This is a genomic window from Pseudomonas sp. 21615526 (genome assembly GCF_013386245.1).
Taxonomy (GTDB): Bacteria; Pseudomonadota; Gammaproteobacteria; order Pseudomonadales; family Pseudomonadaceae; genus Aquipseudomonas.
In genome coordinates this window covers 1-18,625 of sequence record NZ_JACAOM010000102.1, presented here as the reverse complement: position 1 = coordinate 18,625, position 18,625 = coordinate 1, and the positions used below count along the sequence as shown (strand labels likewise).

Annotated in this window: 16 protein-coding genes; 6 read left to right on the top strand and 10 right to left on the bottom strand. The window is 62.4% G+C overall.

Annotated elements, in window-relative coordinates:
• A partial coding sequence (locus HX786_RS25585; RefSeq protein ID WP_178912755.1) for a ribonucleotide-diphosphate reductase subunit beta occupies window positions 1-524 on the bottom strand: 524 nt, incomplete at its 3' end.
• 333 nt (window positions 525-857) lie between these two features.
• Between HX786_RS25585 and fae the strand changes: the two genes are divergently transcribed.
• From fae to HX786_RS25565, 4 genes are all read left to right on the top strand, one after another.
• Complete coding sequence (gene fae, locus HX786_RS25580) at window positions 858-1,370, top strand: formaldehyde-activating enzyme (protein WP_178912754.1); 513 nt, start codon at window positions 858-860, stop codon at window positions 1,368-1,370.
• A 10-nt stretch (window positions 1,371-1,380) separates the two neighbouring features.
• On the top strand, window positions 1,381-2,415 hold the full coding sequence (locus HX786_RS25575; RefSeq protein WP_102606526.1) for an aldo/keto reductase: 1,035 nt from the start codon (window positions 1,381-1,383) through the stop codon (window positions 2,413-2,415).
• Window positions 2,412-3,845 (top strand): NAD-dependent succinate-semialdehyde dehydrogenase, encoded by a 1,434-nt coding sequence (locus HX786_RS25570; protein WP_003212399.1) that lies wholly within the window; start codon window positions 2,412-2,414, stop codon window positions 3,843-3,845. Before HX786_RS25575 ends, HX786_RS25570 begins: the two co-directional genes overlap by 4 nt.
• An 86-nt stretch (window positions 3,846-3,931) precedes the next feature.
• A complete protein-coding gene (locus tag HX786_RS25565; protein WP_177040191.1) occupies window positions 3,932-5,305 on the top strand; it encodes an MFS transporter in 1,374 nt (457 codons plus the stop codon).
• Here HX786_RS25565 and HX786_RS25560 read toward each other — a convergent pair.
• The 8 genes from HX786_RS25560 to HX786_RS25525 all read right to left on the bottom strand — a co-directional run bounded on the left by HX786_RS25560 (window position 5,252) and on the right by HX786_RS25525 (window position 15,193).
• Window positions 5,252-6,127 carry a LysR substrate-binding domain-containing protein gene (locus HX786_RS25560; RefSeq protein ID WP_177021275.1) on the bottom strand — a complete coding sequence of 292 codons (876 nt, stop codon included), beginning with the start codon at window positions 6,125-6,127 and terminating at the stop codon, window positions 5,252-5,254. The two genes, HX786_RS25565 and HX786_RS25560, sit on opposite strands and share 54 nt — an antisense overlap.
• A gap of 143 nt (window positions 6,128-6,270) precedes the next feature.
• Window positions 6,271-7,440, bottom strand: a complete 1,170-nt coding sequence (locus tag HX786_RS25555; RefSeq protein ID WP_003218578.1) for a hypothetical protein — start codon at window positions 7,438-7,440, stop codon at window positions 6,271-6,273.
• An 84-nt stretch (window positions 7,441-7,524) separates the two neighbouring features.
• Window positions 7,525-9,162: an ABC transporter ATP-binding protein gene (locus HX786_RS25550; RefSeq protein ID WP_178912753.1), complete on the bottom strand. Its 1,638-nt coding sequence runs from the start codon at window positions 9,160-9,162 to the stop codon at window positions 7,525-7,527.
• Between the two features lie 2 nt (window positions 9,163-9,164).
• Window positions 9,165-10,001, bottom strand: coding sequence for an ABC transporter permease (locus HX786_RS25545; protein ID WP_134326767.1), 837 nt, complete (start codon window positions 9,999-10,001; stop codon window positions 9,165-9,167).
• Window positions 9,998-10,951 carry an ABC transporter permease gene (locus HX786_RS25540; protein ID WP_102369228.1) on the bottom strand — a complete coding sequence of 318 codons (954 nt, stop codon included), beginning with the start codon at window positions 10,949-10,951 and terminating at the stop codon, window positions 9,998-10,000. The genes HX786_RS25545 and HX786_RS25540 overlap by 4 nt, the downstream gene beginning before the upstream one ends.
• Window positions 10,952-11,019: 68 nt before the next feature.
• The gene (locus HX786_RS25535) at window positions 11,020-12,645 is read right to left on the bottom strand and encodes an ABC transporter substrate-binding protein (RefSeq protein WP_134326765.1); all 1,626 of its coding nucleotides are present in this window, start codon (window positions 12,643-12,645) and stop codon (window positions 11,020-11,022) included.
• A gap of 389 nt (window positions 12,646-13,034) precedes the next feature.
• A complete protein-coding gene (locus tag HX786_RS25530; protein ID WP_003218567.1) occupies window positions 13,035-14,261 on the bottom strand; it encodes a Xaa-Pro peptidase family protein in 1,227 nt (408 codons plus the stop codon).
• Between the two features lie 50 nt (window positions 14,262-14,311).
• A complete protein-coding gene (locus tag HX786_RS25525) occupies window positions 14,312-15,193 on the bottom strand; it encodes a hypothetical protein (protein WP_008432881.1) in 882 nt (293 codons plus the stop codon).
• Between the two features lie 114 nt (window positions 15,194-15,307).
• Between HX786_RS25525 and HX786_RS25520 the strand changes: the two genes are divergently transcribed.
• Window positions 15,308-16,222 (top strand): LysR family transcriptional regulator, encoded by a 915-nt coding sequence (locus tag HX786_RS25520; protein ID WP_134326764.1) that lies wholly within the window; start codon window positions 15,308-15,310, stop codon window positions 16,220-16,222.
• Here the strand turns inward: HX786_RS25520 and HX786_RS25515 are convergent.
• A complete protein-coding gene (locus HX786_RS25515; protein ID WP_177070543.1) occupies window positions 16,160-17,392 on the bottom strand; it encodes an MFS transporter in 1,233 nt (410 codons plus the stop codon). The genes HX786_RS25520 and HX786_RS25515 overlap by 63 nt on opposite strands.
• A 280-nt stretch (window positions 17,393-17,672) precedes the next feature.
• On the opposite strand from HX786_RS25515, the gene HX786_RS25510 reads away from it, so the two are divergent.
• A complete protein-coding gene (locus HX786_RS25510; protein ID WP_032899060.1) occupies window positions 17,673-18,602 on the top strand; it encodes a LysR substrate-binding domain-containing protein in 930 nt (309 codons plus the stop codon).
• Window positions 18,603-18,625 lie beyond the last annotated feature (23 nt).

The window sequence follows — 18,625 nt, the reverse complement described above, 5'->3', positions numbered from 1 at the left end:
GGGTTGGTGATCAGGCGGTACACGGCCAATACCAGGTTGTTGGCGACCAACGAATCCGCAGTGGAGAAGAAGCCGAGGTTGCGCATCACGATGCGACGTTCGTCGTCGGTCAGGCCTTCCGGATTTTTCCACAGGGCGATGTCGGCGGTCATGTTGACCTCTTGCGGCATCCAGTGGTTGGCGCAGCCGTCGAGGTATTTCTGCCAGGCCCAGTCGTACTTGAAAGGTACGAGTTGGTTGAGGTCGGCGCGGCAGTTGATCATGCGCTTTTCGTCTACGGCGACGCGGGCGGCGGAGCCTTCGAGTTCGGCGAGGCCTTCGGCGACGTCGAGTTTGTCGAGGGCGGCCTTGGCCCGGATGATCGCGGCGGAGTCGCTGGCGGTCACGTTGCGGGCTTCAAGGGCGGCGGCAGCGCCGGCACCGTCGAGGCGGTCCATGTTGGCTTCGGTGGCGTGGCCGGCGTTGGCGCCCCGGATGACTACGTCACCGGTGTCTGGTTGATCTGCTTCATCCCAACTCAGCATTGAATTGCTCCTTCGTGGTCCGTCTGACGGCGTGGGCTTCGATTCACCCAGCGTGTTCAAAAATGTGCGTTTTGCAGGCTTCAAGGCATTGAAATACTGCGCATAGTGTGGTCGGTGTTCAGCGTTCTTGCACACTATGTAGTGGTTGTCTGTGTTTGTGGGCACACTATATGGGGTGTGACAACGATGGTCAACGCACAAGACCAGGCCGATGGTCGCAGGGCCATGACTAAAACTCACAGCCCCATGACTTTTAATGGTTACGGCCGCTACCCGGGCCAGTGCTAAAAATTCGCCAACCAGCTCCCCATAACAAAAAAGAGCGTTTGCGAAATGAAAGCACTTGATCTGTACATCGGCGAAGGCTTCGAAGGCCCAGGCGTCAATGCTGCCCACATCAACATCCTCATCGGCCCGCGCAACGGTCCGGCCGGCCAGGCGTTTGCCAACAGTTTGGCGTCGCCAAGCCAGGGCCATTGCCCGTTCATGGTGATTGCCCAGCCGAACATCCCGGTCAAACCCATGACCCTCTACGTCAACAAGGCCGCCATCGGCAGCGACCTGCACGGCAATGCCACCTGGGGCGCGTCCCAGGCCGGGATCGCCAAGGCGGTGCTCGAAGCCCTGCTCGACGGCACCCTGCCGCCGGAAGCCGAGGACGAGTGGGCGATTGTCACCGCCAACTGGGTCAACCCGGCCTGCGATGACCTGGATGCGGTCTACCTCAACAACTACAACGCCTGCCGCACCGCGATCCGCGCCGCCCTCACAGGCTTGCCGCACACCGCGCAACTGGCGGATGTGGTCCACCACATCAGCAACCCTTTCTACACGCCAAAAGCCTGAGGACATTCCCATGCAATACATCCGTTTGGGCAACTCCGGCCTGCAAGTCTCGCGCCTGTGCCTGGGCACCATGAACATGGGCACCCCGGACTGGAAACCGTGGATCTTCGACGAGAAACAAAGCGAACCCATCGTTGCCCATGCCCTGGCCAACGGTGTCAACTTCATCGACCTGGCGGACTTCTATTCCGCAGGCGTCGGCGAGGAAGTGGTCGGGCGCATCCTCAAGCGCGTTGCGCGCCGTGAAGACATCGTGGTCACCACCAAGGTCGGCTACGGCACCCGCAGCGGCATCAATGCCAGCGGCCATTCGCGCAAGCACATCATGGACAGCATCGACGCGTCCCTGAGCCGCCTTGGCATGGATTACGTCGACGTGTTCATGCTGCATTACTTCGACGTGAACACCCCGGTGGAAGAAACCATGGGCGCCCTCAACGACATCGTGCGTTCCGGCAAGGCGCGCTACATCGGCGTGTCGACCATGCTCACCGGGCAACTGGCAAAAATCCTCATGGCCTGCGAGCGCAATGGCTGGGTCAAGCCGATCAACATGCAGCTGCAACTGAACTGCGCCTACCGCGAGGAAGAGCGCGAGATGATCCCGTTCTGCCGCGACCAGGGCCTGGGCGTGTCGGTGTTCAGCCCGCTGGCCCGTGGCTTGCTCACCGGCGAAGTGCAGTCGACCCGCAACCAGACCGACTTCTTCACCCAGCAGATGTACAGCGACCAGGCGTCGTTCGACATCGCCCACTCGGTGCAACGTGTGGCCCGTGCCCGTGGCGTGTCCAACGCACAGATTGCCCAGGCCTGGGTGGCCAATCATCCGGGTGTGGACGTGATGCTGGTGGGCGCCGACACCACCGCACAATTTGATAGCGCGCTTGCAGCCCTCGACACCCAACTGGATGCCGAAGAACTGCACGAGCTGGAACGCAACTACACGCCGTGCGATGTGATCAACGACTACACCGCCGGCAAACGCATCTTGCGCAGCGCCCGTCCGGGCCTGGACCGTTTTAACCTGATAGAGGCCGTGGCATGAACCCGCTGATTCGCACAGGCAATTTCATTGATGGCCAATGGTCCAGCGGTGGGCCGGTCTACCCGGTGCGCAACCCGGCCAATGGTGCGCAGATCGCCGAAGTACAACGCGCCGGTGCTGAAGAAACCAACCTAGCCATTGCCGCCGCCAACCGCGCGTTGCCGGCCTGGCGCAAGCTCACCGCCAAGGAGCGCAGCCAGCGCCTCAAGCGCTGGAGCGAGTTGATGCTGAGCAACCAGAAGGACCTGGCCCACCTGCTCAGCCTGGAACAGGGCAAGCCGCTGGCCGAAGCCATGGGCGAAGTGGTCTACGCCGCGAGCTTCCTCGAATGGTTTGCCGAAGAAGCCAAGCGTGCCTATGGCGACGTGATCCCGAGCCACAAGGCCGACGCCCGCATCATCGTGACCAAGGAAGCCATTGGCGTGGTCGCGGCGATCACCCCGTGGAACTTTCCCCTGGCCATGGTCACCCGCAAGGTTGGCCCGGCGCTGGCGGCGGGTTGCACGATGATTCTCAAACCGTCGGAAGAAACCCCGCTGTCGGCTTTCGCCCTGGCGGTGTTGGCAGAACAGGCCGGGATTCCGGCGGGCGTGTTCAACATCGTGTCCGGCGATGCCGTGGCCATCGGTGGCGCACTGCAAGCCTCCAGCATTGTGCGCAAGCTGTCCTTCACCGGCTCCACCCGCACCGGCAAGCTGCTGATGCGCCAGGCCGCCGACACCCTGAAAAAGGTCTCCCTGGAACTGGGCGGCAACGCGCCCTTTATCGTGTTCGACGATGCCGACCTGGACGCTGCCGTCAAAGGCGCCATGGCTTCCAAGTTTCGCAATACCGGGCAGACCTGCGTCTGCGTCAACCGCTTCTTTATCCAGGACGCTGTGTACGATGCGTTCACCCGCAAGCTGGCCGAAGCGGTCTCTGCGATGCGCGTCGGCAGCGCCCTCGAGGGCGAAACCGAACAAGGCCCGCTGATCAATGCGGCCGCGTTGGCCAAGGTTGAAGCCCACGTCGGCGACGCCCTGGAGAAAGGCGCCAAGCTGCTGTGCGGCGGCCGTCGCCATGCCTTGGGCGGGACGTTCTTCGAACCGACCATCCTCACCGAAGCCCACGGCGAGATGCTGATTGCCCAGGAAGAAACCTTCGGCCCGGTGGCGGCCTGCTTCCGCTTCAAGGACGAAGCCGAAGTGCTGCAACGGGCGAATGACACGCCGTTTGGCTTGTCCGCCTACTTCTACAGCCGCGACATCGGCCGCGTATGGCGCATGGCCGAAGGCCTGGAAGCGGGCATGGTCGGGATCAACGAAGGGATCATCTCCACCGAAGTCGCACCGTTTGGCGGGATCAAGGAGTCGGGCCTGGGCCGTGAAGGTTCCAGGTACGGCCTGGAGGATTACCTGGAGATCAAATACCTGTTGATGGGCGGTCTCTGACCCCATTTACCCAAACAACCCCGATCCAATGTGGGAGCGGGCTTGCCCGTTGTTACTCCGTCAAGAACAAAAATATGGAGAACACCATGTCCACCCAACCCATCAAAATCGACGACCTGCCCATCGGTCGCTTCCACCTTAAAATCGCCGGCCTGACCTTCGGTGCGCACTTCACCGACGGCTATATCCTCGGCCTGATCGGCATTGCCTTCACCTTGCTCAGCCCACAGATGCAACTGGACGCCTTCTGGCAAGGCCTGATCGGCGCCTCGGCCCTGATCGGCCTGTTTATGGGCAGCCTGTTCTTTGGCTGGATCTCCGACACCCTCGGCCGGCAGAAAATCTTCCTGGTCAGCTTCGTCCTGATCACCGTTGCCTCGGTGATGCAGTTCTACGCCGAAACCGCCATGGGCCTGTTCCTCTGCCGGGTGTTGATCGGTATCGGCCTGGGCGGCGACTTCAGCGTCGGCCACGCGATGCTTGCCGAGTTCTCGCCCAGGAAACATCGCGGGGTACTGCTGGGCTCCTTCAGCGTGGTGTGGACGGTTGGTTACGTGGCCGCGACTTTCGTCGGCACCGCCATGCTCAGCCTCGGCGATGATGCCTGGCGCTGGATGCTCGCATCGTCGGCAATTCCTGCCGGGCTGATCCTGATCGCGCGCATCGGCACGCCCGAATCGCCGCGCTGGCTGATCAACCAGGGCCGGATTGCCGAGGCCCGAGCCATCGTCAAGAAACACCTCGGCGAACACGTGGTCCTCGATGAAGAACCGTCGACGCAAACCCGTTCCGGCTACGGCGTGCTGTTCAGCCGTGAATACCGCAAGCGCACCGCGTTCAACTGCCTGTTCTTCGTGTGCATCGTGATGCCGTACTTCGCCATCTACACCTTCCTGCCGTCGATCCTGCAGAAGATGGGCCTGGCCGAAGGTTTTGGCACCGAGCTGATGCTCAACCTGCTGCTGATCATCGGCGCCTTGATCGGCATCTGGTGCACCGTGAAATTCTCCCGGCGCGGCTTTCTGATCAACTCGTTCATCATCCTGGCGGCGGCGCTGTTCCTGCTGGCGGTATTGCCGGGCAGCATGGCGTGGTTGATGGTGCTGACGTTCGGCGTCTTCACCCTGGTGCTGTCGGCGGTGAGCAACCTGGTGGGCGTATTCCCGGCGGAGAGCTTCCCGACCGAAGTGCGGGCCAGCGGCATCGGCCTTGCCACAGCCATCAGCCGCCTGGGTTCGGCGGTGAGTACCTTCCTGTTGCCGGTGAGCGTAGCGGGGATCGGCCTGAGCCCGACCATGGGCATCCTCGCCGCTATCCTGGTGCTGGGCGCGATCATCTCCTGGGCCTGGGCGCCGGAAACCAAGGCGTTGACCTTGAGCCAGGCGTGCAAGGCCGAGCCTGCGGTGTCAGGGATTGCTCACCCGGTTCAACCACTGCGTAAACAACCGAACCTTGGATAAACCCTGCTTGTCACTTGCCACATCCAGCCAATAGCCATACGGGCCGATCACCTCCACCGGGGTGATCGGCAGCAGGCTGCCATTCGCCAGTTCACGCTCGATCATCTGCCGGTCGATCACCGCGAGCCCACCGCCGGCCAGGGCGGTGTGGATCACCTGGTCCAGGGTGCTGAATTCCAGGCCCTGGCCTGCATCGATATCTTCCCGGCCCATGGCCGCCAGCCAGTTCTCCCAGACCTGCAAGCGCTTACCGTCGTGCAGGATGTGCAGCAGCGGAAAGCGCCGCAGGTCGGGCGGCTGACCGTCGCTGAACAGTTCCGGGCTGGCGACGGCGATGTGGCGTTCCATCACCAACAGTTCACTGCTGCACTGCGTGGCCGCTTCCAGGCCGAAGCGGACCTGGCAGTCGATTTCCGCCAGGCTCGCATGGGTGTTCTGGTGGGTGACGCTGAGGTTGATGTCCGGGTAACGCTCGCAAAACCGGCGCAGGTGGGCGGACAGCCAGCGGGTGGCCCAGGTGGGCGGCGCGACGATGCGCAGGCGCTGGCGCAGGTTGGGCACGCGCACGGCGTGAAGGGCGCGCTCGATATGGTCGAAGGCGTCGCTCAGGTGCGGGGAGAGGGCGAAGCCGGCTTCGGTCAGGGACAGGCCCTGGGGTGTGCGGATGAAGAGGGCGACGCCGAGGTAGTCTTCCAGTTGTTTGATCTGGCGGCTGACGGCGCCCTGGGTGACGTTGAGGCCCACGGCGGCCTGGCTGAAGCTGCGGTGGCGGGCGACTTCTTCGAAGACACGGAGCATGTTGAGGGAGGGCAGTTGGCGCATGAAATGGATTCCACACCTGTTGTTTTTATGGTGTTTTTGGCGGCCTCTTCGCGAGCAAGCCCGCTCCCACATTTGATCGGCGCCGCGGTCAAAATGTGGGAGCGGGCTTGCTCGCGAAGGCGTCAGTGAAGACGCCGCCTATTTTAGAAGTAGTACCCAATGTTCATATACAACTGATTCTCCCACTGGTTACTCCCCCCAGCTCCCAAGCTCTCGGTATAGCTGCTCCCACCAATATACGGATCGTTCTTGCCGATCAACCACTCCGTGGCCACCCACAGTTTACTCACCGAAAACGACGTGCCCAGGATCACCCGCTGCGAGGTCTTGAACTGATCCTCGGACTTGTCAAACGCACTGTAGTTGGCATACAGCTTCACACCGCTGACCTGGTCAAACAGGTACTTGCCACCCACGTCGTAGCTCAAATCCGCCACATACAGATTGCCGCGGCTGGCCACGTTGAACGTGCCGTCATACCCGCCCAGGGTCACCACGCTGTCGGTGCCCGGGTTGCGCGGTGACATCTGCTGGCGTGCCGCCTGCAATTGCACGCCCCACGGGCCGTTCTTGCCCAGGTAGTGGATCGCCACCGCGTTGCGCCGGCCATCGTCGTTGGTGTCCTTGTTCTCCAGGGTGGAGGTCAGGCCGGACAGCCCGACTTCCGATTTCCACCCGCCCAGGTCCATGGCCTTGGCCACCCGCACCACCACGGTGTTGCGTTCCTGGTTGTTGCTGCCGTCGCCCACGTAGCTGTCGGCCTCGGAGATCACGCTGGAGTAGGTCACGCCCTTGCTCGTGCCTTTGCCTTGCCACGCCGGGCGCAGGTAGTAACCGGCCTGGATGTTCCAGTCGCCGCTTTGCTGGATGTACTTGGCGCCCACCTGCTGCACATCTTCCAGGCCGATGACGTTGCCCAGGGTTTCGTAGAAGGTGCTGCCGAAGTACGGCTGCAAGCCAAACGGCACGGTGTTCAGGCCCACTTGCACCTGCTGGTCGGGGTTGAACTTGTAGCCCACCCAGGCGAACTTGGCGAACTGGATATCGCCGTAGTTCTTGGTGTACTGGTACGGGTAGGAGCGCCCGTAGAAACGGTACTGCGCTTCGCCGATCCAGGTGTCGGAATTGTACTTGGCGCTGAGGTACGCGGTGTCGAGGCCGAACTTCTGGATGTCGCGATCCGGGTCGTAGTCCCAACGGGCGCGCACGGCGCCGCCGAGGTCGAGGTTGTCGGTGACTTGAATGGCCATGGCCGGTGCCGCAAGGGCGCCAAGCACAGGGACCAGAGCGATGTAACGGAAGGTTGGTCGCATGGTTTTGCTCTCGTTATTGGTTATTTTTTGGCAACAGCAGCCCCTTGCCGCAACGAACGCTGCGACGCGGGGTAAAGGGTTGACTCAGTGCGCTTGCGGGCGAATCAGCCGCAGCGGCGGGCCGGCGGCGGGCAGCTCCGAGGCGCCGGGGGCGGCGGCCAGCAAGGTCTGGGTGTAAGTGTTCTGAGGTCGCAGCAACACTTGCTCGGCAGTGCCGTATTCCACGACTTCGCCCTGGCGCATCACCGCGATGTAGTCGCTGATCTGCGCCGCCACCCGCAGGTCGTGGGTGATGAACAGGATGCTCAGGTTCAGCCGCTGCTGCAGTTCGGCCAGCAGTTCCAGCACCTGTTTCTGCACCGAGACATCCAGGGCCGACACGCTCTCATCGGCGATCAACACTTCCGGGCGCATCGCCAGGGCGCGGGCAATGCCGATGCGCTGGCGCTGGCCGCCGGAGAACTGCCGGGGCTTGCGCTTGAGGGCGTCGCGCTTGAGGCCCACCTGTTCCAGCAAATCTCCGGCTTCAGCCCACGCATCCTTGGCCGACAACCCGCGCAATTGCGCGGCGCGGGCGATGATGTCGCCCACACGGTGCCGAGGATTGAGCGAGCCATACGGGTCCTGGAAAATCATCTGGATGCGCCGACGATTCGCCGCCAGCGCCGAGCCGCGCAGGGCCAGGAAGTCGGTGTCACCGACCCATACGTGGCCGCTGTCGCTGTCCACCAGGCGGATCGCGGCTTTCACCAACGTGCTTTTGCCCGAACCGGACTCGCCGACAATCGCCAGGGTCTTGCCCCGTGGCAGTTGCAGCGAGACATTGCGCAAGGCCGCCACCGAGCTGCCGCCGACGGTGTAGGTCTTGGTCAGGTGCTCGATGCGCAATGCCAGCTCGCCGTCGGCACTCGGCTTGTGCAGCTCCGGGTGCAGCGCCGGCACGGCCGCAATCAGCTTGCGGGTGTAGGCGTGGGCCGGGGCATTCAGCACCTGGTCGCGCTCGCCGATTTCCACCAGCCGGCCGCCTTCCATCACCGCGATACGGTCGGCAATCTGCGCCACCACGCCGAAGTCATGGGTGATAAACAGAATGCCGTGTTGCCCGCGGCCGCGCAGCTCGCGCACCAGCTTCAGCACTTGCGCCTGGGTGGTCACGTCCAGCGCCGTGGTGGGTTCGTCGGCGATCAGCAGGTCCGGGTTCATCGCCAGCGCCATGGCAATCACCACTCGCTGGCACTGGCCGCCAGACAATTGGTGCGCAAAGCTGTTGGCGATGCGTGGCGGGTCCGGTAGTTGGGTGGATTCCAGCAGCGCCAACATGCGCTCGCGACGCTCCGCCGCCGGCATCTGCGGTGCGTGAATATCGAAGATCTCTTCCACTTGCTTGCCAATGCGAATCGCCGGGTTCAGCGCCGCCATGGGCTCCTGGAAAATCATCGCAATACGGTTGCCCCGCAGCTGGCGCAAACGCTCCTCGTTGAGGGTGCAAATGTCATCGCCGAGGAAGTCGATCACGCCTTCGGTATGCCGCAAACCCTTGGCGTAGTCGCCCATGATCGCCGCCGACAGCACGGACTTGCCGGAGCCGGACTCGCCGATCACGCAGAGGATTTCGCCCTTGCGCACTTCCAGGCTGATGCCTTGCACCGCGTGGCTGCGGTCGGCGCCGGCGGGCAATTCGATGGACAGGTTCTGCACCCGCAGTACTTGCGTGTGGTTCATGCTCAACTCCTTGCGCCTTTCTGGGCGTGTTCATCCAGGCCGTCCGCCAACAGGCTCAGGCCCAGCATCAGGGTGGAGATGGCGATGCACGGGAAGATCACCAGGTGCGGGAAGGCGATGGCCATGGCGCGGCCGTCATTGATCATGCCGCCCCAGTCCGGTGTGGGCGGCGGCAGCCCGAGGCCCAGGAAGCCGAGGGCGCCGATCATGATCGCGGTGTAGCCGATGCGCAGGCAAAAATCGACAATCAGCGGCCCGCCGCAGTTGGGCAGGATTTCCACCAGCATGATCCGCAGCGAGCCCTCGCCCTGGGTGATGGCGCTGAGCACGTAGTCTCGCGAGCGAATATCGATGGTCAGGGCGCGCATGATCCGGAAGATCGCCGGTGCGCTGGTGAAGGTCACCGCAATCAGGATATTCAGCGCCGAAGCACCGAGGGCGATGATGATCACGATGTACAACACCAGCACCGGGAACGACAGCACCGTGTCGGCCACATACGACAGCACGCTGTCGACCCAGCCGTTGAAGTAGCCGGCGCACAGGCCCATGGCGATGCCCACGGCAAACGCGGTGAGCGTGGCGAGGATCGACCAGAACAGCACGGTACGGGTGCCCCAGATCAGCCGCGAGAGAATGTCGCGGCCAATCATATCGGTGCCCAGCAGGAAGCTCTGGCCGTTGTCGCCGACGGTCATTGGCGTGAGCAAGGGCGTGAAGCTTTCCAGCGGATCATGGGGCGCGATCCACGGTGCGAACAGCGCGATCAGCACCCAGCCGCCCACCAGCAGCAGGCCGAGCAATGCCAAGGGATGTTTGAACGAGTGCAGCAGGTTCATTGGGCACCTCCGCCGAGGCTGCGCAGGGTGATGCGCGGGTTGAGCCAGGTGTAGGCCAGGTCCGAGAAAATCTTGGTGATGCCCACCACCACGGCACTGACCATCGCGCAGGCTTCGATCAGGTACACGTCATGGTTCAGCGAGGCGGTGTACAGCAGCGAGCCGAAGCCCTTGTAGGCGAAGAACACCTCTACCACGATCACGTTCGACAGCAGCCACGGGATGTACAGCATGATCACCGTGACCGGCGCGATCAGCACATTGCGCAGGGCATGCCGCAGCACAATGCGTGAGGTCGATGCGCCCTTGAGTCGCGCCGTGCGGATGTACGGCGCCTGCATCACTTCCACCATCGAGGCCCGGGTGATGCGCGCCAGGTAACCGATGCCGAACAGGCACAGCACCATCAGTGGCAGCACCAATTGCACGACGCTGAAGCCTTCGCTCATGCTGCTCACACCGGGCAGCCAGTTAAGCCAGAACACAAAGATCGCGGAGACGAACACCGCGCTGGCGAAGTCGGGAATCGAGGTGGTGACGATCGACAGGAACGACACCAGGCGGTCCAGCGCCGAGCCCTGGCGAATCCCGGCCAGAACGCCGAGGGTCAACGCCACCGGCACCATCACCAGCAAGGCCAGGCCGGCCAGGGTCAGGGTTTGCGCAAGGTTCGGCAGCAGCAGCTTGATCACTGATTCGCGAAAGTACACCGAGGTGCCCCAGTCGCCGCTGACAAAGTCCTTGAGCCACACCAGGTAGCGCCACACAAAGGGTTGGTTATAGCCATGTTCCACCAGCCACGCGGCGCGCTGGTCGGCGGCGGAGTAGGGGCCGAGGACGTTGATCGCCACGTCTTCGATATTCAGTTCCAGGGCCAGGAACACGATCAATGACACCGACAGCAGGGTCGCCACCAGCGCCAATAACTTGCGCATCAGAAAATGAGCCATGGGTGCATGCTCCGACTGTTCAAGGGATGCCTGCCCGTGTGCGGGCAGGGAGGAGGGCGTGCGCTAAATCAAGCGCTCATCCACACACTGTCCATCGGGTAGAAGTCGGAAGGGTGCACTTGGAAGCCCTGGACCTTTTTGCTCACGGCGGTGAACTTGTCGCCCCAGAACGGCTGCACGATCACGCAGGCGTCCTGCAGGATGCGTTCGACATTTTCCATCGCCACGGCGCGCTGTTTCGGGTCGATGATGCCCATGGCCTTGTCCAGCGCGGCATCGAACGCCGGGTCGCTGTAATGGCTTTCGTTCCAGGCGCCACCGCCGCGGTAGGCCAGCTCCAGGGACATCACACCGAGCGGGCGATGGGCCCAGTAGGTCAGGCTGAAGGCGGCCTTGTCCCAGATCGGCCAGTACTGCGCGGCGGGGATCACCTTGAGGTTGATGCGGATCCCGGCTTCCAGGCAGTTCTGTTGCAGGATCTGCGCGCAGTCCTGTTCATAGCGGCCCTGGGTGTTGCCGACGATCAGGTCAATGTCGATGCCGTTGGGGAAGCCGGCTTCGGCCAGCAGCTTCTTGGCCGCCGCCACGTCGCGGTTGCGCTTGGGCAGCGGGAAATATTCGGGGTGGGAAGGCGCCACATGATGGTCTTCGCCGAGGGTGCCCATGCCGCGATAGGCGATCTTCAGCATCTGCGCGTTATCGGCGCACAGCACCACCGCCTTGCGGATGCGCAGGTCGGTGAACGGCTTCTGGTCGCAGGCCATGCGCATCACCACGGTTTGCGCCGACTTGCAGGTCAGCAACTGGGCCCCGGGCAAGCGCTTGGCCAGGTCCAGTTCAGCCACCGTCACGCGGTACAGCACGTCGACTTGTCCGGCTTGCAGGGCGGCGAGGTGGGTGGACACGTCGGTGCCCATGTCGATGTAGCGCAACTCGTCAAGGTTGGCTGGTTTGCCCCAGTAATCGGCGCGCTTGGCGAAGGTCGCCTGCTTGTTCACGGCGAATGAAACCAGCTTGAACGGCCCGGTGCCCAGCGGGTTTTTCGCCCAGTCGTCACCGGCCTTGAAGCTGCGGTGCACGATGGCGCAGGTGAAGGCGTTGAGCATCTCCGGGATCGCCAGGATCGGCCGCTTGAGCACCAGGCGGAACTGGAACTCGCTGACTTTTTCGAAGGCCTTGATGTCCTGGAACGCGGTGCGGTTCACCGACTTGGAATCGGCGGCGATCCAGCGTTCGATATTGTGCTGCACGTCGTCGACGTTGAAGGTGTCGCCGTTGCTCCACTTCACGTTCTGGCGCAGGTTGAAGGTCCAGGTAGCGAGGTCTTCCGACGGGCTCCAGCTCTCGGCGAGGTAAGGGTGGGTGATGTTGTCGGCGTCGACCCAGGTCAGGTATTCCACCGAGTTGCGCAGCAGGTTCGAGGCTTCGATCCAGGTGATCAGCATCGGGTCCTGGATTTCCTGGATCGCGCAGGCAAACCGCAGGCTGCCGCCCTGGCGTGGCTCGGCGGCCTGGGCGTCATTGCCCAGCAGTGCGGAACCGAGAAAGGTGCTGGCACTGGCGACGGTGATGCCCAGCAGCGCGGCCGTGCGCAGGAATTGGCGGCGGTTGATTTCGCCGCTTTGCACTTGGGCACACAGATCATTTACGGCTGGATGCGGCGCGGCGCCGTCCAGGGTAGTCAATTCTTTCATAAGCCTCTCCGGTACTTGCGAATATGCGTTTTTTTGTTGAACCGCAAGGGTCAATGGCAAGCGCCGCGAAGGCGTGACCGTGACCGCTGTGAAGCCGGCAGAAGAACAAGGCGCAACGAAGTCGGGAGGGTGGCAATGGGACAGGACATAGGGCAGCTCTCATGTTGTTTTTATTAGAGATGCCCGCAGTTTTGTCATTTGCGCAAAGATCGACAAACGACAAATTCTGCGTTGGAACGTTCTATAAACGCATGTTACATATCGCTCCCCACCGACCGATCGTTCCCACGCTCTGCGTGGGAATGCCGCCCCGGACGTTCGGCGTCCCCTCTGCGAAACGGTGACGCAGAGCGTCACGGGATGCATTCCCACGCAGAGCGTGGGAACGATCAGTACCTCAACAAGCGCGGGTCGAACGGGTAGTCGGAGAGCAACTCGATGCCGTGTTCGTGGATGTAGATCTGCTCTTCGAGCTTGACCCCTTCGCCGCCGTCGTCGTGGCCGATGTAGCTTTCAACGCAGATGGTCATGCCGGCTTCGAACACGCCGTCGTAGCCCAAAGCATCAATATCTTCGCGATGCACCACGTAGGGGTATTCACCGGTCATGCCAACCCCGTGCACCAGGGCGAAGTAACGGTTGTTTTTGTAATGCTCGGGAATCTTCCAGGCCAGTTCCGCGTACTCCTTGAAACTGCGCCCGGCCTTGAGCATTTCCATGTTGGTCTGCACTTGCTCGTAGGCCAGTTTGTACAGCTCCTGCTGCTTGGCGGTGGCGGCTTGTTCACCGCACAGGAAGGTCCGCGAGAAGTCGGCGTAGTAGCCGAAACGCCCGACCACGTCAGTGTCCAGCGCTACCAGGTCGCCGGCTTCGATGGGCCGGGTGCTGCACTCCTGGAACCACGGGTTGGTGCGTGGGCCGGAGGACAGCAGGCGGGTCTCGACGTAATCACCGTCGGTGGCGATCACGTGCTGGTGCAGGTGCGACCACAGCTCGTTCTCGCTGATGCCGGGGGTGAGTTTGCTTTCCATCAGGCGCACCCCGGCTTCAGTGGCACGCAGGCTGGCGCGGATCATCTTGAGTTCGTTCGGCACCTTGATGCAGCGCGCACGTTCCAGCGGTTCCTGGGCATCGAAAATCTGGTAACCGAGCTTTTGCAGTTCGAAGGCCGCAGCGGAGGTGGCGCTTTCAATGGCGATGCGTTTGCCGCCGCCGCATTTGCGCACCAGCTCATCGATTTCCGCGGCCCAGTCGGCGGTGACATTGCCCAGGAAACTTTCGCAGAAGTAATAGGAGATGGCTTTGGCCGGGCGCACTTCATCGACGGTGTTGAGGGTTTCGGCCAGGTGCAGGCAGCCGCCGAACTCGAACACCACCACCGGGCCTTCTGCCGGGATAAACGCATAGCGGGCCGGGTTGCGCGCCGAGTACACCTGCATGTTGCGTGAGCCGGTGGCGTAGCGCATGTGGGTAGGGTCGAACAGTACGCAGGCGGCGTAGTCGCGTTTTTTCAGCTCGTTGCGTACCCGTTGCAGACGGTCCAACTGGATCTGCTGGATCTCGTCATGGGTAGGTTCGCAGTCAGCGGGGTTGCGGTTGGGGCCGGACAGACTCATAGGGTGTTCCTCGCAGGGCAAATACGGTTTCAAGGTTTCTTAGGTGTGAATCAGTCGAGCAACTGGTCGCTGCGGACCAGGTTGCGTTCGGCTTGCAGATGGGCTTCGGACAGGCGTCCGTAAAGCTGCTTGGTGCGCTGGGCACGGCCAATGATTCCGGGCTTTTCGGAGTAGGCGAAGATCGCCGTGTTGCGCTCGGTGGCGCCTTCCACGCGGGTCACCCGGTGCACCGAAAAACGCCCTTTGAATATCTGCAAATCGCCGGGATTCAGCTCCAGTTCCTGCACCCGCGAACGGTCCTCGCCACGCACCACCTTGCCGACGGCGCCGAGGTTCTCCTGGGTGCGCGAGCGAATCATCGGCGCGTACTCGAACAGGCCGCCGGCCTCGGGCTTCTGGGTCATCATGCTGACGATGAATTCGTTGGTATCGAAGTGCCAGGGCTGCTCGGTGCCGTCCGGCATCACGTTGATCACCAGCCCGGCGAACGGGTCGGCGTACTCGAAGATTTCCGGCTCATTCAGGCAGGCACCGATAAAGCGTTTCATCATCGGCGACACGTACAGCCGGTGGATGATCGCGTCCGGGGCGATCATGTCGCGGGTCACAAAGCCGCTGGTGCGCTCCATGAACGTGCGGCGCGGGTCATCGTGGGGCAGGGAGGTGTCGTCCTCGGTGAAGTAGGCGTTGACCTTGCGCACCGAATAAAACGTCTTGCCCGACAGCGCCAAACCTTCCAGGCGCGCCTGCTCAAGCGCTGCGGGGCGCAGGAAGTTCTTCAGCAGGCAGCAGCCGTCTTCGGCCAGTTCGGCCCGGGCGTGTTCGATCAGGGCCTGTAATTGAACATGGCCCGAATCATGTATGGGATACAGCTCGGTATTAATAATGTCGCTGATATCGCCCACTTCAGCGTCAGCAAGTTGAAGGCTCATGCAAGACTCCCGGAACTATCAGTTGGTGTTTTTTGGCTGACCCGATAGTTGCTGAACGAGGTGCAAAGTGGAAATTACAAGTTGTGATCGAATCCATCGGCGAGGGCGATAGTTATGTCGGGCGAACTGGATGGCACCCTGCTTAAAGTGTTTGTGGCAATTATCGAGTGCCAGGGGTTTTCGGCGGCCGCCGAGCGCCTGCACAAGACCCAATCCACCGTCAGCCAGAGCCTGCAACGCCTGGAAGACATCGTCGGCACGCCACTGATCCGCCGTACCAGCCGCTCGGTGGGCCTGACCCCCGGTGGCGAAACCTTTTTGATCTACGCCCGGCAGATCCTCAAGCTGCACAGCGAGGCCGTCAGCGCCGCGCAATTGCCCAATCAACAGGTGTGTATCCACCTCGGCATGCCCGAGGACTACGCCGAGTATTGCCTGGGCGGGATGCTCAAGGACTTCCAGGCGCAGTTCTCCCAGGTACGGCCCGATGTGTGCTGCGAGATGTCGACGGCCCTGGTGGGGCGCCTGCAACGGGGCGAGCTGGACTTGGTGCTGGGGGTGGAACACGCAGGTTTGCACAGCGGGGAATACCTGTGCGACGAGCCGTTGGTGTGGGTCGCGGCGCCCAGCTGGAGTTGCGTGGGGCGTCAGTCGGTGCCGTTGGCGGTGTACGCCGAAGGCTGCGCGTTCCGTGCGAACGCCGTGCAGGCGCTGGCCCAGTCCGGGCGCTCGTGGCAGGTGGTTTACACCAGCCAAAGCCCGCGCGGCATTGCGATTGCGATCGAGCAGGGCTTGTCGGTGGGCGTGATGGCGCGGCGCCTGGTGCCACCCGACTGGCAGATTCTGGACGAGCGCCAGGGCTTCCCGCCGATTGCGCCGGCACGCCTGATGTTCTGGCGTTCAGCCGGTTGCCAGGTGCCGGAAGTGGATGCCCTGGTGGAGATTCTGCGCCGGCAACTGGGCCACTCAGGGCATCTGGGCGGCCAGCGCTTCGCGGGTGTGTCGCTGGGCCATGCGCTTGAGCAATAACAGGCTGGCCAACACCCAGGCCGCGATCCAGCCGTGCACCACCGCAAATTCGCCAGTGAGTTGCAGCAGCCAGCCGCACAGGGCATTGCCGGTGGCACTGGCCAGGCCGTAGCTGACCATGCTCAGGCTCACCACTTGCAGGCTGTGCACCGGGCTGAGCCGGGCACCGACGTAGGCGGCCATCAAGCCCCAACACGGGAAATAGAACAGCGCGAACAGCCCGGCCGCCAGCCAGCTCAGTACCAGGCTCGGGTGCCCGAGCAAGCCGAGCATGCTCAGACCAAACGCGCCGATACTCAGGGCCATCACCCGCAACGCCCCCCAACGATCTGCCAGCGTGCCCAGCAGCAAGCCGCCGATCACACCGCCGATCCCGATCAGCGTCCACATCGAGCCGGTGACGGAAGCGCTGGCCTGTAGCTGCTCGCTGACGAACGCCGACAGGAAATTCAGAAACGGCCCGCTGATGGCGCCGATAAACGCGCTGAGCAAGACGATCTGCATTGCCACCGGTTGTGCCACGCACAACTTCAGCCATTGGCGCAGCACTTGGTTCAGCGCCGGCGCCATGGTCTCGCGTGGTGCCGGTTGCTTGATCGGGGCCAGTGCCCACAGGGTCAACAGCGTGACAACCAGCGTCAACCCGGCGCAGATCAGCCAGAACTGGCGCAACGACAACCCCTGCAACAGCGCGATCAACAGCCCGTTCAAGCACAGCGCAAAGGCTGAGCCCGAGGACGCCAGCCCCAGCACCCGGCTGCGATGTGTAGTCGGGATCACCTCTTGAGCGAGGGCCGAAATCGCGTTCCAGTTCGACACCGCGCACGCCGACACCAGTGCCAGGCACAGGGCAAACGGCAGCACCCACGGCGTGGCGACGGCCAGGGCCAACAGGGCGGGGCTGAGGACGATGGTCAGGCGCACCATATTGCGCGGGCTGATCCACGCCGCCGCCAGGCCGCTGGCAATCGAGGCGCCCATGTAGAACAGCTGCAACAGCGCGGCGATCAATGCGGCCTGGCTGTAACTGAGTTCAAAGGCCAGGCGGATCTGCGGCAACAGCGCCGAATACAGGAACACACTGAAACCGTGGGTGGTGGCGTTGCAGGCGGTAAACACCAGTGCCAGCAAGCCAATACTTCGCCGGGATGAAACGGGTGCGTTGGACATGGCGATGACTCGATAAGTTAATCGCGAAAGAGAGGGGCGAAGTTACAGGAAGTACATCGGCAGACTAGCGTTTATAGTCAGGCGACGACCAATGCTTAATTGTCTTAGTGTGCATGCGTTATACGCAGGCTATTTATTCGTGAGCGACGGTCTGTAGCGATAAACGACACTTTCAGCGTTTGTGACGATTAATTGTTTGTCAGGCTGGGGTGCTACCGCTGACCCAATACAAAAAGGTATGTTGTGCAGGTTATTTCCCCTGTGCTCCCGAGTGTCGTCCATGAAACGCAAAATGCCCGGTCTCAACGCCCTCAAAGCTTTCGAAGTCGCCGGCAGTACCGGCAGTTTTACCCGGGCCGCCGAGCTGTTGAACGTGACGCAGAGTGCGGTCAGCCGCCAGGTGCGCCAGCTTGAAGAACAGCTGGGCGAGGCCCTGCTGGAGCGTCGTCACCATCACCTGGAATTGACCAGTGCCGGACGGGTATTGCTGCGGGCGTTGCACCAGTCGTTCGACAAGATAGAGCTGACGGTGCGCAGTATCCAGCAGAAGTCCCATGCCAATCGACTGCACATCAATGCGCCGCCGACGTTTACCAATCGTTGGTTGATGCCGCGGTTGGGGCGCTTGCGCGAGCAGCATCCGGAGCTGGAGTTGAGCATTACCACGCGGTTGCAGGACAGCCTGGCGGAGACCAGTACGCTGGATTGTGCGATTCGGTTTGGCGATGGGGAATGGGATGGGTTGGACAGCTCGTTGTTGATTCAGGAGCGGCATATCGCGGTGTGTGCGCCGTCGTTGTATGCCCGGGAGTGGAGTGACGGGATTGATCTGAATCGCATGACGCTGCTGCATGTGCTGGCGCGGGAGGATCAGCGGTATCTGACGTGGAAGCATTGGCTGGATGCGGCGCGGATCAGTGGGGTTGATATCGAGGGGGGGTATGAGTTTGACCTGCTGGATTTGGCGATCCGGGCGGCGATCGATGGGTTGGGGATTACCATTGCGGATTGGCATATGGTCGCTTCGGAGCTGGCCAGTGGGCAGTTGACGCAGGTGCTGAATGTGCATGTGGAGGGGCATCAGTCGTATTGGCTGGTGACCCGGCCGGAGCAGACGGATACGCCGCAGTTGCAGGTGTTTGCGCAGTGGCTGCAGGAGGAGATTTGGTTGGCTCAGCGGCAGTTGGAGCCTTCTTTGGCGGCTGTTTGATTCGGTGTACATATCCGTTATTT

Bases quoted from the DNA above. Each gene is read 5' to 3' on its own strand.
- fae (WP_178912754.1), top strand. From the start codon at position 858: ATGAAAGCACTTGATCTGTACATCGGCGAAGGCTTCGAAGGCCCAGGC.
- HX786_RS25575 (WP_102606526.1), top strand. From the start codon at position 1,381: ATGCAATACATCCGTTTGGGCAACTCCGGCCTGCAAGTCTCGCGCCTG.
- HX786_RS25570 (WP_003212399.1), top strand. From the start codon at position 2,412: ATGAACCCGCTGATTCGCACAGGCAATTTCATTGATGGCCAATGGTCC.
- HX786_RS25565 (WP_177040191.1), top strand. From the start codon at position 3,932: ATGTCCACCCAACCCATCAAAATCGACGACCTGCCCATCGGTCGCTTC.
- HX786_RS25560 (WP_177021275.1), bottom strand. From the start codon at position 6,127: ATGCGCCAACTGCCCTCCCTCAACATGCTCCGTGTCTTCGAAGAAGTC.
- HX786_RS25555 (WP_003218578.1), bottom strand. From the start codon at position 7,440: ATGCGACCAACCTTCCGTTACATCGCTCTGGTCCCTGTGCTTGGCGCC.
- HX786_RS25550 (WP_178912753.1), bottom strand. From the start codon at position 9,162: ATGAACCACACGCAAGTACTGCGGGTGCAGAACCTGTCCATCGAATTG.
- HX786_RS25545 (WP_134326767.1), bottom strand. From the start codon at position 10,001: ATGAACCTGCTGCACTCGTTCAAACATCCCTTGGCATTGCTCGGCCTG.
- HX786_RS25540 (WP_102369228.1), bottom strand. From the start codon at position 10,951: ATGGCTCATTTTCTGATGCGCAAGTTATTGGCGCTGGTGGCGACCCTG.
- HX786_RS25535 (WP_134326765.1), bottom strand. From the start codon at position 12,645: ATGAAAGAATTGACTACCCTGGACGGCGCCGCGCCGCATCCAGCCGTA.
- HX786_RS25530 (WP_003218567.1), bottom strand. From the start codon at position 14,261: ATGAGTCTGTCCGGCCCCAACCGCAACCCCGCTGACTGCGAACCTACC.
- HX786_RS25525 (WP_008432881.1), bottom strand. From the start codon at position 15,193: ATGAGCCTTCAACTTGCTGACGCTGAAGTGGGCGATATCAGCGACATT.
- HX786_RS25520 (WP_134326764.1), top strand. From the start codon at position 15,308: ATGTCGGGCGAACTGGATGGCACCCTGCTTAAAGTGTTTGTGGCAATT.
- HX786_RS25515 (WP_177070543.1), bottom strand. From the start codon at position 17,392: ATGTCCAACGCACCCGTTTCATCCCGGCGAAGTATTGGCTTGCTGGCA.
- HX786_RS25510 (WP_032899060.1), top strand. From the start codon at position 17,673: ATGAAACGCAAAATGCCCGGTCTCAACGCCCTCAAAGCTTTCGAAGTC.